16 protein-coding genes are annotated in these 16,647 nt (G+C 32.4%); 7 read left to right on the top strand and 9 right to left on the bottom strand.

Annotation, left to right across the window (positions count from 1 at the left end; all coding sequences use genetic code 11):
• Positions 1-57 precede the first annotated feature (57 nt).
• Positions 58-1,104 (top strand): thiamine-phosphate kinase, encoded by a 1,047-nt coding sequence (thiL, locus tag OA85_RS05825; RefSeq protein WP_039109402.1) that lies wholly within the window; start codon positions 58-60, stop codon positions 1,102-1,104.
• 70 nt (positions 1,105-1,174) lie between these two features.
• On the opposite strand, the gene OA85_RS05820 is transcribed toward thiL, so the two are convergent.
• The 5 genes from OA85_RS05820 to OA85_RS05800 form a co-directional block, all read right to left on the bottom strand.
• Entirely contained in the window at positions 1,175-1,843 is a 669-nt protein-coding gene (locus tag OA85_RS05820; RefSeq protein WP_231557079.1) for a response regulator, read from the bottom strand.
• A 29-nt stretch (positions 1,844-1,872) separates the two neighbouring features.
• Positions 1,873-3,924, bottom strand: coding sequence for a tetratricopeptide repeat-containing sensor histidine kinase (locus OA85_RS05815; RefSeq protein WP_039108541.1), 2,052 nt, complete (start codon positions 3,922-3,924; stop codon positions 1,873-1,875).
• A 105-nt stretch (positions 3,925-4,029) separates the two neighbouring features.
• On the bottom strand, positions 4,030-4,308 hold the full coding sequence (locus OA85_RS05810; RefSeq protein WP_039108540.1) for a hypothetical protein: 279 nt from the start codon (positions 4,306-4,308) through the stop codon (positions 4,030-4,032).
• Positions 4,309-4,482: 174 nt separating this feature from the next.
• The gene (locus tag OA85_RS05805) at positions 4,483-5,295 is read right to left on the bottom strand and encodes a LytTR family DNA-binding domain-containing protein (protein ID WP_039108539.1); all 813 of its coding nucleotides are present in this window, start codon (positions 5,293-5,295) and stop codon (positions 4,483-4,485) included.
• A 379-nt stretch (positions 5,296-5,674) separates the two neighbouring features.
• Positions 5,675-7,216 (bottom strand): glycine--tRNA ligase, encoded by a 1,542-nt coding sequence (locus OA85_RS05800; protein WP_039108538.1) that lies wholly within the window; start codon positions 7,214-7,216, stop codon positions 5,675-5,677.
• Between the two features lie 97 nt (positions 7,217-7,313).
• Here OA85_RS05800 and OA85_RS05795 point away from each other — a divergent pair, with 97 nt between their 5' ends.
• Both OA85_RS05795 and OA85_RS05790 read left to right on the top strand, forming a co-directional pair.
• Entirely contained in the window at positions 7,314-7,997 is a 684-nt protein-coding gene (locus OA85_RS05795) for a ComF family protein (RefSeq protein ID WP_039108537.1), read from the top strand.
• A 287-nt stretch (positions 7,998-8,284) separates the two neighbouring features.
• Positions 8,285-8,893 (top strand): superoxide dismutase, encoded by a 609-nt coding sequence (locus OA85_RS05790; protein WP_039108536.1) that lies wholly within the window; start codon positions 8,285-8,287, stop codon positions 8,891-8,893.
• A gap of 272 nt (positions 8,894-9,165) precedes the next feature.
• Here the strand turns inward: OA85_RS05790 and OA85_RS05785 are convergent, their stop codons facing one another.
• The 4 genes from OA85_RS05785 to purN form a co-directional block, all read right to left on the bottom strand.
• A complete protein-coding gene (locus OA85_RS05785; protein WP_039108535.1) occupies positions 9,166-11,064 on the bottom strand; it encodes an amidophosphoribosyltransferase in 1,899 nt (632 codons plus the stop codon).
• Positions 11,065-11,366: 302 nt separating this feature from the next.
• Positions 11,367-12,290 carry a PfkB family carbohydrate kinase gene (locus OA85_RS05780; protein ID WP_039108534.1) on the bottom strand — a complete coding sequence of 308 codons (924 nt, stop codon included), beginning with the start codon at positions 12,288-12,290 and terminating at the stop codon, positions 11,367-11,369.
• 105 nt (positions 12,291-12,395) lie between these two features.
• Positions 12,396-12,878, bottom strand: coding sequence for a ribonuclease HI (rnhA, locus tag OA85_RS05775; RefSeq protein WP_039108533.1), 483 nt, complete (start codon positions 12,876-12,878; stop codon positions 12,396-12,398).
• 2 nt (positions 12,879-12,880) lie between these two features.
• Complete coding sequence (gene purN / locus OA85_RS05770; RefSeq protein ID WP_039108532.1) at positions 12,881-13,450, bottom strand: phosphoribosylglycinamide formyltransferase; 570 nt, start codon at positions 13,448-13,450, stop codon at positions 12,881-12,883.
• A 175-nt stretch (positions 13,451-13,625) separates the two neighbouring features.
• Here purN and OA85_RS05765 point away from each other — a divergent pair, with 175 nt between their 5' ends.
• From OA85_RS05765 to OA85_RS05750, 4 genes are all read left to right on the top strand, one after another.
• Positions 13,626-13,862 carry an acyl carrier protein gene (locus OA85_RS05765; RefSeq protein ID WP_007137004.1) on the top strand — a complete coding sequence of 79 codons (237 nt, stop codon included), beginning with the start codon at positions 13,626-13,628 and terminating at the stop codon, positions 13,860-13,862.
• Positions 13,863-14,041: 179 nt separating this feature from the next.
• A complete protein-coding gene (gene fabF, locus OA85_RS05760; protein WP_039108531.1) occupies positions 14,042-15,295 on the top strand; it encodes a beta-ketoacyl-ACP synthase II in 1,254 nt (417 codons plus the stop codon).
• A 5-nt stretch (positions 15,296-15,300) separates the two neighbouring features.
• Complete coding sequence (rnc, locus tag OA85_RS05755) at positions 15,301-16,041, top strand: ribonuclease III (RefSeq protein ID WP_039109401.1); 741 nt, start codon at positions 15,301-15,303, stop codon at positions 16,039-16,041.
• A 113-nt stretch (positions 16,042-16,154) separates the two neighbouring features.
• The gene (locus OA85_RS05750) at positions 16,155-16,643 is read left to right on the top strand and encodes an IPExxxVDY family protein (RefSeq protein ID WP_039108530.1); all 489 of its coding nucleotides are present in this window, start codon (positions 16,155-16,157) and stop codon (positions 16,641-16,643) included.
• Positions 16,644-16,647 lie beyond the last annotated feature (4 nt).

Below are 16,647 nucleotides of genomic sequence, written 5' to 3'. Positions count from 1 at the left end.
ATAGAATTCAAGGCGAATATTTCTTTGTATATTTGCAACCTCAAAACAATGAAAAAAATGATCGAAGATAAAACCCCACAACGTACAAGTATTGCCCAACTAGGAGAATTTGGATTGATAGACCATTTGACAAAAAACTTTGAAATCAATCAACCTTCTACTTTAAAGGGAATTGGAGATGATGCTGCCGTTTTGGATTTCAAAGATAAAAAAGTAGTAGTTTCAACTGATTTGTTGATTGAAGGCGTGCATTTTGATTTGGCATATATGCCCTTAAAACATTTGGGCTATAAAGCTGTCGTGGTCAATGTTTCTGATATTTGCGCCATGAATGCCAAACCAACACAAATCACGGTTTCTATTGCAGTATCCAATCGTTTTCCTTTGGAAGCATTAGACGAATTATTTGCAGGAATTACGCATGCAGCCCGTGAATATAATGTAGATGTTATAGGTGGCGATACTACCTCATCGCAAAAAGGTTTAATCATCAGTATAACTGCCATAGGCGAAGCTGATGAAGAAGAAATCGTTTATAGAAATGGCGCCAAACAAACTGATTTATTAGTGGTTACTGGAGATATTGGAGCTGCCTATATGGGATTGCAAGTTTTAGAAAGAGAAAAGCAAGTTTTTCAGGTTAATCCAAATTCACAACCAGATTTAGATGCTTATACGTATTTGATAGAACGTCAATTGAAGCCTGAAGCTCGTAAGGATGTTCGAACTTTATTGCATGCTTTAGAAATAAAACCAACTTCAATGATTGATATTTCGGATGGATTGTCATCGGAAATTATGCATTTGTGCAAACAGTCCAAAGTGGGTTGTAATTTATACGAAGACAAATTACCAATCGATCCTCAATTTATTAATGTTTGTGAAGAATTCAATATCGACAGTACAACAGTGGCAATAAACGGAGGAGAAGATTACGAATTGCTTTTCACCATTGCCATGGAGGATTTTGAAAAAATAAAAGGCAATCCAAATTTTACTATTATTGGCCACATGACACAAGAAAGTGAAGGCATTCATTTAGTTACTCGTGCCAACACAAAAATCGCCTTAAAAGCGCGTGGTTGGGATGCCTTGAGTGAATAAAGCATCCATTAAACCAACAAAAAACGACACTTTTACAAGTGTCGTTTTTTGTTTAAAGTTCATTTAATAGCTAAAAAAGTAATCCTTGATTTTTTGCCTCGCGAATTAAATCTATATCGCTTCCATCTACAATTTTCAATAATTCTTTTAAGTTTAACTTCCTCCTTTCTATTGCTCCCAAGGATATTGGAATATATTGTGGAATATCATTCAACTTAGTACCTTTTGACAAATGAAATAAAATTTGTTTATCAAATTGATCTATTTCTATTGTATCCTTTTCGGCCAAGTCTAACATTTTCTGGACAGATTGACTGTAATAGATTTTATTATTTATGACTTTATCAAAAGCAAAAAGCAATTCATCAAATGTCAGATCATTTTTTATCACTAAGCCATTTGGGTTTATAGCACTTATGATAGTTTTAATCTTTAACAATTCAGTATACATAGTTAGCAAAATGATTTTGCAAGCAGGCATGATTTCGTTAATTAATTTAGCCAAATCCTCTCCAGAATAAATACCTTTTTCTTCGTAAGGCGGCATGCTAATATCTAAAAAAGCGATGTCAAAAGCTAAAGTATCAGGATTTGTAATCAAATCATAAGCTGATTTACAGTCCTTAGCCTGACTAATAAAAAACTGAAAATCCTTTGGATTATATCTTGTAATTGCATTTTTATACCCTTCAATAATAAAAGGGTGATCATCAACTATTAATATATTATTTTGAATCATTGTCTTTTCAGTTGAGGCAATTGTCATTTCTATGTAAGTATTAGTTTCTGTTCTATTGGGACTGCAATTGTAATTGTTGTTCCTTCTCCTTTATTTGATTTTATATCGACAGTTCCATTACACTCATTCGTTCGAGATTGAATGTTTTGTATACCAATACCTCTTTTTGCTTTATTTACATTAAACCCAACTCCGTCATCATTTATTGATAAAAATAAATCATTACCATTTTTCTTGAGTTCCACTTTAATTGTATTTGCGTTAGCATACTTATTAATGTTTTGAAGTGACTCTTGAATAATTCGGTATAAGTTTATTTTAATAGCATTACTTAATAACTCCCATTTTATAGCAGGATCAATTATCGTTACTAATTTTGGCTTAAATGTCTTTTTTTGATCTTCAAATAAATTATTTACTATCGCAACGAAGTTATTAATTAATTCCGATTTCTCTCTATTCAAGTCATGTGAAATTTCGCGAATATCCTGTTCAATATTTTTTAATTCCGCCAAATAACTATTTCTTTGACTAACAGCCATTTCATCATTGAATCTATTCAACCCATCCAAATTCATTCGCACGCCAAACATCCTTCCCAACACACCGTCATGTAATTCTTGCGCTACTCTTTTTTTCTCTACAATTCTATTCGTCTCAATGGTACTTTGTTGCGAAATCATTAAGTTATAAATTTCTTCATTAACCTTTTGCTGCTCTTGTTTAAACAACAATTCTCTGTTTTTAGTTTTTTGAGCTTTAATGATATACAAAAATAAACCCAACATCGTAATTACACTAAAACCAAATAATAAATTCCTATTTTTAGTTTCCAGATCTGTATTCTCTCCTTTTATTTGATCCGTTTCATATTCTATACGAGAGAACTTGTCTCCCATCTTTCGTTCTTCTTTTTGTAAATTCTCATTAATACGAATATATTCTTTTGAATAAGCAGAAGCTTTATCTGGCTCAATAATAGCCAACTGCTTCAATGCTACTAAAATATCTTGAGATATATTAGTATTTCGAGCAAGCAATAATGCCTCTTTAGAAAACCGTAAAGCTTTAATGGTATCCCTATTTGCAGCAAAATATTCTGATAAATGGATTTTATTTACAAATATCCCAGAAGTCAATTGAAGACTATCTCTCAGTTTTAGTGATTCATAAAATAATTCAGGTAATTCATTTGAATCTTTCAATTTCATTTTTGAATAGGCCAAATTGTCTAACAACATGGCATAAACGTATGGTTTTTCTGTTTTTAAGTTTTGTTGAACTAAACCTTTTTTAAAATAACTTTGTGCCTTAGTATAATTATGCAAATTTAGATATAGAAGTCCAATATTATTATAAGTAGTTGCTTTAGACTGAAATACCTTGGGGATTATTTCATCATCACTGATTACTAATGCTTTATTATGATAGGCTATTGCAGTTTCATATTCACTTAGTTCATTATAAACTAACCCCAATAAATTATAGGCATCATATAAAATGTTATTAATACCTTTTTCTCCTTTTATTATCCGCAATGCTTTAATAACTGATTGTTCAGACCCAAAAAAATCACCCGCTTTAAACTGTAATGTAGCTTTATTGATGAGTATTTTGCCTAAATTAAAATTATTACCGAGTTTTTCATACATTTTTTCTGCTTTATAATAAAACTGAAAAGAGCTATCCAAAATAGATTGTGACTCATAATAATCCCCTAAATAAGTATAACCTTTTATTATATTTAATGTATCCTTTACTTTTTCTGACTTGTCCAATACAAGATGAACCGTTTTATTAAAATATTTCCAATTATTTATGTTATAGTATCGATTGGCTACTTTGAAGAGATTGACACGGTTGAGCGAATCATTTTCTTGATTGATAACAATATCAAAAGCTTTATTATTGTATTCTTGCCTTTTTTCCCTAGCTAAACTAAAATCATTTGCTAATGAAAAATAAGAAGAAAGACTATCTTCAGATGAAGCAACAGGAATATTTTTCGCGTTTTTTTTGGAACAACCAAAAAAAACAAACAACATAAAAAATAATAGAAGTATGTAGTATTTATTTTTCAATAGTTATTAGTATGTTTTACCAAAAATAGTAAAATAAAACTATTGACATAAAAAAAGGCTATCAAATAAATTGATAGCCTAAATTATATCTAAAAAATTTAGTTTTTAGTCCACTTTAACGTTTCCTCCTGCTGCACCTTGTCCGATAATATCAACTTTTACATTTCCTCCTGCTGCACCTTGTCCAATAATATCAACTTTTACATTTCCTCCTGCTGCACCTTGTCCAATAATATCAACTTTTACATTTCCTCCTGCTGCACCTTGACCAATGATATTAACATTAGTATCAGATTTTACAGCATTTTTAGTTTCTGGTGTAGTGAATGATGTTAAGATCATTACTAAAGAGAATAAACCGATTGTTAAGATTGCTTTTTTCATAATTTGGGGATTTTTATGTTGTTATGTTTTTTACTTTTTTTATTTCCCTTTGCAGGAATTTCTTTAGTAAAACTACATAAGCATTCTTAAAATTTCCTACAAAAAAAGGCGTTTATGGTAGAACACAGTCGTTTGATAGTGAATGACGCTCAAATTATGGTAAATGACTATTTTTTAGATTTCCAAGTAATTTCCGTTAGAAAAATCGGAAATAATAAGGTCTACATTTGCCTTATACGATTTGGAGAAAGGAAGTTTTGTAGTGGTATTTTTAATGTAACATACCGTATTTCCTGTATGAATTCTAGAAATGTAATTTCGGTTTACGATATAACTGTTGTGAATTCTTATAAAAGGGAAGGATAAAATTCCTTCAAAATGCTTCAATGTTTTGAAAGCAGTTATCATTTCACCATTATTTAGATGTATGTCAGTAGAATTATTATCCGCTTGGAAGTAGCAAATATCTTTAGCATCAATATATCTGTAATCACCATATGATTTTATACATAGAATAAGAGGCTGTTCCTGATTTAGTATTTCTTGCCTAACTGATACTATAGGTTTTTCATCAACAGTTGGTGATTGCTCCGAAATAACTTCTTCCGCATTATTCGATTTGTTCAATTTTAAAATTGATTTTACAATATCGATACGAGCTAATGGTTTTAATAAATAATCCGCCACTTCATATTGAATAGCTTCAAAAGCCAAATCTTTCTTTGTGGTTGTAACAATAATCTTCGGGATTACTTTCAGATATCGATACAACTCATTAATAAGAGTCAACGACAAATTACTCTCTTTATTGGTAGGGTCAATTTCAAGAAAAACTAATTGAGGAGTGTGTTCTAAAATAAGATTTAAGCCATCCGTGTAATTATTTGCTGATGCCACAAAAGTAAGCTCCGAAAAACTATCAGCAATGGCTTTCGTTTTCGAAACACTTTCTTGATCATCGTCAATAACTATGTACGAGTAATTCATCAATGGCTATTCCTAAAATTGTTAGGCGTAACATCAGATTTCCAAAGTAAAATACACTTCAAATTATTAAGTAACACTGGTAGTTTTGGGAAACTAATTAAACAAAAGCATAAAATATCGCATAAAAACCCTTGTTTAACAGTCTAAAAATAAGCATTTAACCATTTTTTAATAGATGTTGTTAATATGTTTTTAACAAATGTTGATACATTAAGATGAAGCGCAAATAAACCCGATAAAGCGCATAAATTCTTGTTACAAAAGAAATTAATAACCATTTCCTTTCTAATTAATTGTGCATTAAAAAAATTACTGATCCTATGCAAAATAAAAAAGCTCTCCGTTTAGGAAAGCTTTTCTTATTTAAACAAAAAAATAATTACATTTTCATCAACCAATTTTTCATCGAAACTTCATTCTCTATAATAGATTTCAAATCGGCGATTTTCACACGGTCTTGTTTCATTGTATCTCTATGACGAATCGTTACCGTTTGGTCTTCTATAGTTTGATGATCTACAGTAATACAAAAAGGAGTTCCTAATGCATCCTGTCTTCTATAGCGTCTTCCTACTGCATCTTTTTCATCATATGCCACATTGAAATCCCATTTCAAATCTTCAATAATTTTATGAGCTATTTCCGGCAATCCGTCTTTTTTAACCAACGGTAAAACTGCCGCTTTTGTAGGTGCTAAAACTGCTGGCAATTTTAAAACTGTTCTTGTAGAACCGTCTTCTAATGTTTCTTCCTTTAATGAAGTTGCAAAAACTGCCAAAAACATTCTATCTAATCCTACTGAAGTTTCTACTACATAAGGTACATAATTCTGATTCAATTCAGCATCAAAATATTGTAATTTTCTGCCTGAAAACTGTTCGTGCGCTTTCAAATCAAAATCAGTACGGGAGTGAATTCCTTCTAATTCTTTGAATCCAAAAGGAAAGTTAAACTCAATATCGGCTGCTGCATTGGCATAATGCGCTAATTTTTCGTGATCGTGAAAACGGTAATTTTCTTTTCCTAAACCAAGCGACAAATGCCAGTTTAGTCTTGCAGTTTTCCAATGTTCATACCATTTCATTTCATCGCCTGGACGTACAAAAAATTGCATTTCCATTTGTTCAAACTCACGCATGCGGAAAATAAATTGTCTCGCAACGATTTCATTTCTAAAAGCTTTTCCAGTTTGTGCAATTCCAAAAGGAACTTTCATTCTTCCTGATTTTTGCACATTCAAGAAATTGACAAAAATACCTTGAGCGGTTTCCGGACGTAAATACAAATCCATTGCAGTATCAGCTGATGCACCTAATTTTGTACCAAACATCAAGTTGAATTGACGCACTTCAGTCCAATTTCTTGAACCTGATTCCGGACAAGCAATTTCTAATTCTTCAATTAATGCTTTTACATCTTCTAAATCTTCGTTACCAAGCGAACGAGCCATTCTTTCCAGAATTTCTCTTTCTTTGGCTTTGTATTCAACAACTCTAGTATTTGTCGTAACAAATTCCTGTTCATTGAAAGCATCACCAAAACGGGCACGCGCTTTTTCGATTTCCTTGATTGCTTTTTGATTCAGCTTTTCGGCATAATCTTCAATCAAAACATCAGCTCTATATCTTCTTTTCGAATCTTTGTTGTCAATTAATGGGTCGTTGAAGGCATCTACGTGACCTGATGCTTTCCAAGTAGTTGGGTGCATCAATATCGCTGCGTCAAGACCAACAATGTTATCGTTCATTTGAACCATTGCTTTCCACCAATATTCGCGTATGTTCTTTTTTAACTCTACACCGTTTTGTGCATAATCATAGACTGCACTTAAACCATCGTATATTTCGCTTGACGGAAAAATAAATCCGTATTCCTTTGCATGCGAAATTACATTCTTAAATAAATCTTCTTGTTTTGCCATAATAGTGCAAAAATATAAAAAGTGAACTTAAAAAAAAGAAAATTATTAAAGATTGAAGCATTGATTTGTCTATTTTTATAAATAAATCCTTGATTACATGTTTGAAAGCATTATTAATCTCTTTTTTCCAAAAGTCTGCTCCGGTTGCAGCTCTTTTTTATTATCTAATGAAAATGTGATTTGTACCGTTTGCAGGCATGACATTCCGTTGACTAATCATCATTTAAATCCAAAGAATGATGCATTCAAAAAGTTTTACGGAAGAATTCCAGTAATTCATACTTCGGCATTATTTTATTTTCATAAAAAGGGAATTGTTCAAGAACTCATCCATAATTTAAAATATAAAGGACACGAGGAAATAGGAACGATTTTAGGCGAATGGTATGCCGAAGATTTAAAAAATATCAATTTATTACAATCTGTAGATGAAATTATTCCAGTTCCCTTGCATCGAAGGAAATTAAAAGAAAGAGGATACAATCAAGTAACTGCTTTTGGAGAAGCACTTTCTTCCAGTTTAAATTTAAATTATAATGATTCGCTATTGATTCGGAATGTGTATTCAAAAACGCAATCCAAGAAAAACTTATTGGGAAGAACCGAAGGAATTGAAACTATTTTTGATGTTTCCTTTACTGAAAAAGACCATCAAAAACATTTCCTTTTAATTGATGACGTTATCACAACCGGAGCCACACTTGAAGCTTGCTCCCATGCTTTATTGAAAATTCCTGGCGCTAAAATTAGTGTGATTTGTATGGCAATGGCACAATCGTAATGTGGAAATTCAGGTCCTAAAACTTGTATTTAAAACTGGACGGCAATTTCAATCACAGTCGTTTTTTAGCCCTGATTGCAACGAAAATCCTTTTTATGCGCCTTTTCGGTAAATAAAAAGATTGCAGCGGAAAGCAGGAAATAGCTCCTGAAAACAAGTCTGTTACAATTCCAAAGAACACACTATCAATTAATTTAATGAAATTATAACGAAATAGAATTTCCGATTCCAAAGTTAAATGTATAAATTTGAATAAAAATATTTATAAATCATTAAACAATCATATTATGGCTTTTGAATTACCACAATTACCTTATGCGTATGACGCATTAGAACCTTATATTGATGCGCGTACGATGGAAATTCATCATACAAAACATCACAACACTTACATTACTAACGTGAATGCAGCTATTGCAGGAACGGATATGGAAGGTAAGACGATTGAAAATATTTTGATTAATCTTGATATGAAAAACATGCCAGTTCGTAACAACGGTGGTGGTTTTTACAATCATAATTTATATTGGACTGTTATGACACCAAACGGTGGCGGACTTCCAACTGGTGATTTATTGGTTGCGATCGAAGCTGCTTTTGGAACTTTTGAAGAATTTAAAGCAAAATTCTCTAAAGCGGGTGTTACACAGTTTGGTTCAGGATGGGCTTGGCTTTGTGTACATAAAGGTGGAAAAGTGGATGTGTGTGGAACTCCAAACCAAGACAATCCATTAATGCCAGGTGTAGGTTGTGGTGGGACTCCAATTTTAGGAATGGATGTTTGGGAACATGCTTACTATTTACATTATCAAAACAGAAGACCTGATTATATCGAAGCTTTTTTCAATGTAATTAACTGGACTGAAGTTTCAAGAAGATATGCTCTAGACAAATAGTCATAAAGAGAAAAACAATAGATTTTTAGACGATAGACGGATAGGCTTTTTTAAAGTTTATTCGTCTATTTTTTTTATTCATTATTTAAAAAATCCTTGACTTTATTCCAATAAAAAAGGTGGAATTTCTTCCACCCTTTTTGCCCCAAATCTACCATAAACTTAACCTACTAATGTTATGGTGATTCAAATTTATACTAGTTCTTGGTTGCCACCAAATAAATTAGATGAACAACATATAAAACCGATTAATAACTAAATTATACCAATTACTAGTATGCTCTAGCATCTTTTCCTTCATAAAAATTCATGAATGCACGATTCACTACTCGATTCCCTCCAGGTGTAGGGTAATCTCCAGTGAAGTACCAATCCCCTAAGTTTTTAGGACAAGCAATATGTAAATCTTCTACGGTTTGAAATATTATTTTCACTTCAGCATTGATTTCAGGAGAGCTTAACATTTCGGCAATTTTGTTTGAAACTTCTTGCGGTTGAAAAGGCTCATAGATTGCCGTTACATAATTTACAACTTCACTGTCAATGTAGTTTTCCTGTGCTTTACATTTTAAATATACTTCATCAACAATGTGATATAAGTTTCTTTCTTTTAGTAATTCCAAAGCTGCTTTAAATGCTACTAAACCTTCCAGTTTAGCCATATCAATTCCGTAACAATCAGGATATCTAATTTGTGGTGCTGATGAAACGATTACAATTCGTTTTGGATTCAAACGATCCATCATTTTGATAATACTCATTTTCAAGGTAGTTCCACGCACGATACTGTCATCAATAATCACCAAATTATCTGTTGGTTTGATAACACCATAAGTAACATCATAAACGTGAGCTACCAAGTCATCACGACTACTGTCCTCCGTAATAAATGTTCTTAATTTTGCGTCTTTAATCGCTACTTTCTCTGTACGAATTTTTACCGCAAGTAATTCTTGTAAAGAATCCTTAGTTAAAGTATTTCTATTTTCAAGAATGTAATTATTCTTTCTTTGATTTAAAAAATCCTGAGCCGCTTCAACTAATCCATAGAAAGAAGTTTCGGCAGTATTTGGAATATAAGAGAAAACCGTATTATCCGTATCTTCGTCAATGGCATCCAAAACGGCAGGCAAAATCAATTTTCCTAAATTTTTTCTTTCCTGATAAATTTCAGCATCACTTCCTCTTGAAAAATAAATACGTTCAAAAGAACATGCTTTTTTAACTGTTGGTGGAAGAATTTCCTGCATAGAAACAGTTCCGTTCTTCTTAATTATTAATGCACTCCCTGGGTCTATTTCTTGTACTTTTTCGAAAGGCACATTGAAAACGGTTTGTATAACCGGTCTTTCAGAAGCAACAACAACTACTTCGTCATCTTGATAAAAATAAGCGGGACGTATCCCTGCAGGATCTCTAAATACAAATGAATCTCCGTGACCTAAAAGTCCTGCCATTGCATAACCTCCATCTAAATTTTTAGAAGAACGTCTCAAAATTTTAGCAATATCTAATCGTTCTGCAATAACTGGTGAAGCTTCTCTTTTAGACAAACCCTCTTCTTTACAATCTTGATACAATTGCATCACTTCTTTGTCCAAAAAATGTCCAATTTTTTCCATAACCGTAACCGTATCTGCCATTTCCTTTGGATGCTGACCCAGTTCTACTAAGTTTTGAAAAAGTTCTTTTACATTGGTCATATTAAAATTCCCAGCCAATATCAGATTTCTATGCATCCAATTGCTTTGGCGTAAAAATGGATGAACGCTTTCGATACTATTTTTTCCAAAAGTTCCGTAACGCACATGTCCCAAAAACAACTCTCCAATGTAAGGAATATTAGCTTTTAGTTGTGGCACATCATCCGCATATTCTGGATGCGCCACCATTTCTTCATTTATTCTTTCATTTATTTGTTTAAATACATCCTGAATAGGTTGCGCATGGTTTGATCGCACACGGCTTATATATCGCTCGCCAGGTTCAACATCCATTTTAATACTTGCAAAACCAGCTCCATCCTGTCCGCGATTGTGTTGCTTTTCCATAAGGAGATACATTTTTTGTATTCCGTAGAAAGCAGTTCCGTATTTTTCTTTGTAAAACTCAAGCGGTTTAAGTAGTCTAACTAAGGCTATTCCACATTCGTGTTGTAAAGCGTCGCTCATTGTGTTGTTGTTTGTTGTTGTGTTTGTTATTTAGAAAGAATTTTACAATTTATTGCTTATTAGAAACAAGCTAAATCGTTTCATTTTCAAATTCTAATCTTTTAAATCCTTTGGGCCCACTGAATCTGTATTCTTTTCAATCATATAAACCCCTCGTTTTTATAATTTACTTAATGATGCTACAAAGTTGTGCTTATTTTAGTTGCTTTGCATTGAACTAGTTCAAGAACACATTGTTTTTCTTTGAAAGTCATTAACCTAATTTATTGAACAAAAAAACCCCGTTTCCGAGGTTTGAAATATTATAATTCTATGTCAAATTGTGTCAATGATTTGAATTGTTTCAATCTTGACAGCACCTCTTCTTTATCTAAACCAATCATTCTTTCGGTTCCAAATTTCTCTACACAAAATGAAGCTAAATTAGAACCATAGATGATTGCGTTTTTCATGTTTTCGAATGAAATATTCTCACTCTGCGTAATAAATCCTGCAAATCCACCTGCAAAAGTGTCCCCAGCTCCTGTTGGATCAAAAACTTCCTCTAAAGGTAATGCCGGAGCAAAGAAAACTTCTTTGTTATGAAACAATAAGGCCCCATGTTCTCCTTTTTTAATCACCACATATTTTGGCCCCATGGTATGAATTTTTGCAGCAGCTTTCACTAAAGAATATTCTCCTGAAAGTTGTCTTGCTTCTTCATCATTTATAGTAATAACATCTACACGTTTAATTACATCCAATAATTCTGGTAAAGCACAGTCCATCCAAAAATTCATAGTATCCAAAACTACCAATTTAGGTTGTGTTTCCATTTGGTCTAAAACACTGCTTTGTACTAATGGATGCAAGTTTCCTAACATTACCACATCCGAGTTTTTGAAATTTTGAGGCACTTTTGGTTGAAAATCTGCCAAAACGTTTAATTGAGTATCTAAAGTATCTCTTGAATTTAAATCATTATGGTAACGACCGCTCCAAAAGAACGTTTTTCCGCCTTTTACAACTTCAATACCAGAAATATCTATGTTTCTTGCTATTAATAAATCTAAATATTCTTGTGGAAAATCATCGCCAACTACAGAAACTATTGCCGATTGTAAATTGAAATAAGATGCTGATAATCCTATGTATGTTGCTGCTCCGCCTAAGATTTTATCTGTTTTTGCAAAAGGAGTTTCAATTGCGTCGAAAGCTACAGTTCCAACAATCAATAATTTATTCATTTTATGTGTTTCGAATTAAAGCGCAAAGATAGTTCATAAGTTATAAAATAGCAAAGGGTCCCAGTCGTAAAGTTTTGCTAATTTATTTTACTGGAATCCATTGTTTTACAACAACTTCCCTTCTTCCTTTTCATAAAAAGCATCTATAGAAAGTTGCTTTTGCATCGAAGCCATAACTGCCAACTCGTCACATCTTTCATTTTGAACATGATTATTATGTCCTTTTATCCATTTGAAATTGACTTTGTGTTTTCTATAAACAACCAGAAAGCGTTTCCACAAATCGGAATTTTTCCTGTCAACAAACCCTTTTTTTTCCCAACCTAAAACCCACTTTTTCTCCACAGAATCCACAACATATTTAGAATCTGAAACTACTAAAACTCTCGTATTGGGATTTTTTAATTTTTCAAGGCCCACAATTACCGCCAGCAATTCCATTCTATTATTAGTGGTATGACGAAAACCCTCATAGAATTCCTTCTTATACGGTTTTCCTACCCATTCCATAACCACTCCATACCCACCTGGACCTGGATTTCCTTTTGCAGCGCCATCCGTATATATATGTACGTCGTGAATATTCAAAATTATAAATTATGATTTAACAGCTTTTCAATCACTTCCGGAAAATATTTTTGCTCCAATTCATGAATTTTTTCAGCAACTTCTTCTGGAGTTTCATCTCCTGATAAAACTACATTTTTTTGAAAAAGAATATTTCCTTCGTCATAATTTTCATTTACAAAATGAATAGTAATACCCGTTTCTCTTTCTTTATTCCCAACAATTGCTCTATGTATGTGCATCCCATACATCCCTTTTCCGCCATACTTTGGCAACAAGGCCGGATGAATATTTATTATTTTATTAGGATAGGCTTCGATGATATTCTCAGGAAATTTTAACAAGAATCCAGCCAGAACAATCAAATCTGGTTTTATATTATTAATTTTTTGTAATATTTTACTTTCAAATAATTCAGTTTTCGAGAAAACTTCCGTTGGAATCTCATATTTTTTGACTCTTTCAATCACCTTAGCATTTGGGTTATTTGTAAACACGGCTTCAACGCTTCCAATTTTTGTTGCAGCGAAATACTTGATGATGTTTTCAGCATTAGTCCCCGATCCAGAAGCGAAAATCACTATTTTTTTCATAATTCAACCCTTTTTTATTATGCAAAAAAAGGCATAAAAAATGAAATTAAATAACATTGCGAAGGCTTTGTCAAATATATTTTATAAATTAGTTGTCACATTTATTAACTATTTAGTTGTTTTAAAATAAAGTTTTTTATTTTTGCCAACAAATTAAATTCTAAAATTAAAGATTATGTCAGACATTGCATCAAGAGTAAAAGCGATTATCGTAGACAAATTAGGTGTTGACGAAAACGAAGTTGTAACAGAAGCAAGCTTCACTAATGATTTAGGAGCTGACTCATTAGACACTGTTGAGCTTATTATGGAATTCGAAAAAGAATTTGACATTCAAATTCCAGACGATCAAGCAGAAAACATCGCTACTGTAGGTCAAGCAATCTCTTACATCGAGGAAGCTAAAAAATAATAAATTACACACCCGTTTGCAATCCTGTAAACGGGTGTTATTATTTTTTTTTAAAATTAAATTCGAGATTGAATTTCAATCAAAAAGATATTTATTGTATTACCCATCGCTATTTTGTACTATATAATACAGTATCAGCATGGGTTTTATTTGTTTAAAGATAACAAAATAAAGAATTTATGGAATTAAGACGAGTTGTAGTAACAGGTTTAGGCGCTCTTACTCCTATTGGAAATAACATTGAAGCGTACTGGAATGGCCTCATTAACGGTGTTAGTGGTGCTGCGCCAATTACTTATTTTGATGCTTCAAAATTTAAAACTCAATTTGCTTGCGAATTGAAAAACTTTAATGCTGAAGATTTTTTAGATAGAAAAGAAGCGAGAAAAATGGACCGTTACGCTCAATATGCCATGGTTGCATCTGACGAAGCGGTACTTGATGCTGGTTTCAATTTTGAAAAATTAGATAAAGACAGAGTCGGTGTAATATGGGGATCTGGAATTGGAGGATTAGAAACTTTCCAAATAGAAGTTCTTAATTTTGCTGCTGGTGACGGCACCCCAAAATTCAATCCTTTCTTCATTCCTAAAATGATTGCCGATATAGCTGGTGGTCATATTTCAATAAAATATGGTTTTAGAGGACCAAATTTTACAACTGTATCAGCTTGCGCTTCTTCTACAAATGCTATTATTGATGCTTTCAATTATATCAGATTGGGTCATGCAGATGCTATGGTTACAGGTGGTTCTGAAGCTGCAGTAACTATTGCAGGAATGGGTGGATTTAATGCCATGCATGCTTTATCTACAAGAAATGATGATCCAAAAACAGCCTCAAGACCAATGGATAAAGACAGAGATGGATTTATTCTAGGTGAAGGAGCTGGTGCTCTTGTCCTTGAAGAATACGAACATGCTATAGCTCGTGGCGCAAAAATTTATTGTGAAATTGGTGGTGGCGGAATGTCAGCAGATGCACATCACATCACAGCTCCGCATCCTGAAGGATTAGGCGCTAAAAATGTAATGTTGAATTGCTTGAGAGATGCAGGTTTACAAGCTAGTGATGTTGATGGTGTGAATATGCACGGAACATCGACTCCTCTTGGAGACATGGCAGAATCTAAAGCTATATTGCATGTTTTTGGTGAACATGCTTATACCATGAATCTGAACTCAACTAAGTCAATGACAGGCCATTTACTTGGTGCTGCCGGAGCAATTGAAACTATTTCTTCTATTCTTTCTATGAAACACGGAATAGTACCACCTACAATAAATCATTTTACTAATGATGAAAGCATAGATCCTAAACTAAACTTTACTTTCAATGTTCCTCAAAAAAGAGAAATGAATGTTGTAATGAGTAATACCTTTGGTTTTGGAGGACACAATGCTTGTGTATTGGTAAAAAAATTAGATATCTAAATTATATGCGTATAATTAGAAAAATATTTTCGAAATCCCGTTCTCTAGAAGACGGGATTTTTTTTGATTCTATTCAGAAAATTTTAGGATTTGCCCCTGATAATTTAGATTACTATAAAAAAGCATTCACACACCGTTCCTCTAATCGATTGGATGTTCTGGGAAACCCAATAAATTACGAACGATTGGAATTTTTAGGTGACGCTATGTTAAGCTCAGTAATTGCAGCCCATTTATTTAATAAAGCTCCTGCTGGTGACGAAGGATATTTGACAAAAATGCGTTCAAAAATCGTAAGCAGAGAACATTTGAACGAATTAGGAAAGGATTTAAATCTGGTTCAGTATATAGAAAGTAAAGTGCCATTACAACATTTTGGCGAAAACATACATGGTAATATCTTTGAATCGCTTGTTGGAGCAATCTATTTAGATAGAGGATATGTCTATTGCGAAAAATTCATCCAGAAAAGAGTTATTGTTCCCTATGTAGATATTGCTCGACTGGAAGGAAAGGTAATTAGCTATAAAAGCTTAATCATAGAATGGTGTCAAAAAGAGAAAAAAATATTTCATTATGATATTTTTGAGGACAATGCAATAGATGGACAACGCTTGTTTGGAGTTAAACTCAGCATCGATGATAAAGTAATTGCAAAAGCAAGAGCAACTTCTAAAAAGAAGGCGGAAGAAAAAGCATCCCAACGTGCTTATTTTGCATTTCAAGAAAAAATGGAGAGAAAATAACATCATTTTCTTAAACCTATAACGTTTTCGTTGATAATTTAACAAAAACATCCTATTTAGATAGGTTAGAACTTCGATAGAAATACTATATTTACAACTTATTTTTTCATGAAATGGCTATTCATAAACTAGATCTTGGAGAATTTGACGAAATAGATTACTATTTAATTGCTATACATACTTCATTAGAAGACTATAGATTGGCTTTTTTTATTAATCAATTATTGCCAATAAATTTAAGTAAAAGCAAGAATGAAATTCAGATTAATATAGAAGAAGGGGAAACAAATTTTTCAAGATTCTATTATTATGATAATGAAAAAGCAATCACTTGGAATTTGATTCAAAATAAAAATGAGGTAGTTCAACAAAAAAAGGGAATTAGCCAAAATTTATTTTCAAATGTTACAATGGAAGTCTCAACAAAAGTCTTTTTACTTCCTGAGTTTAAAAAAGTAGATTATTTCTTAAAAATAGAGAATATTGAAGATACAACGAGCGTATCAACAATACAGACTATATTAAACAAAATCGATAGCATATCTACACTTTATACCGTAGATACAAATCAAATCAAATCAAAAAACAATTTAATTTTTTAATACC

The organism is Flavobacterium sp. AED (genome assembly GCF_000812945.1).
In the GTDB taxonomy this organism is placed as follows: Bacteria; Bacteroidota; Bacteroidia; order Flavobacteriales; family Flavobacteriaceae; genus Flavobacterium.
This window is presented reverse-complemented; position numbering and strand designations above follow the sequence as displayed.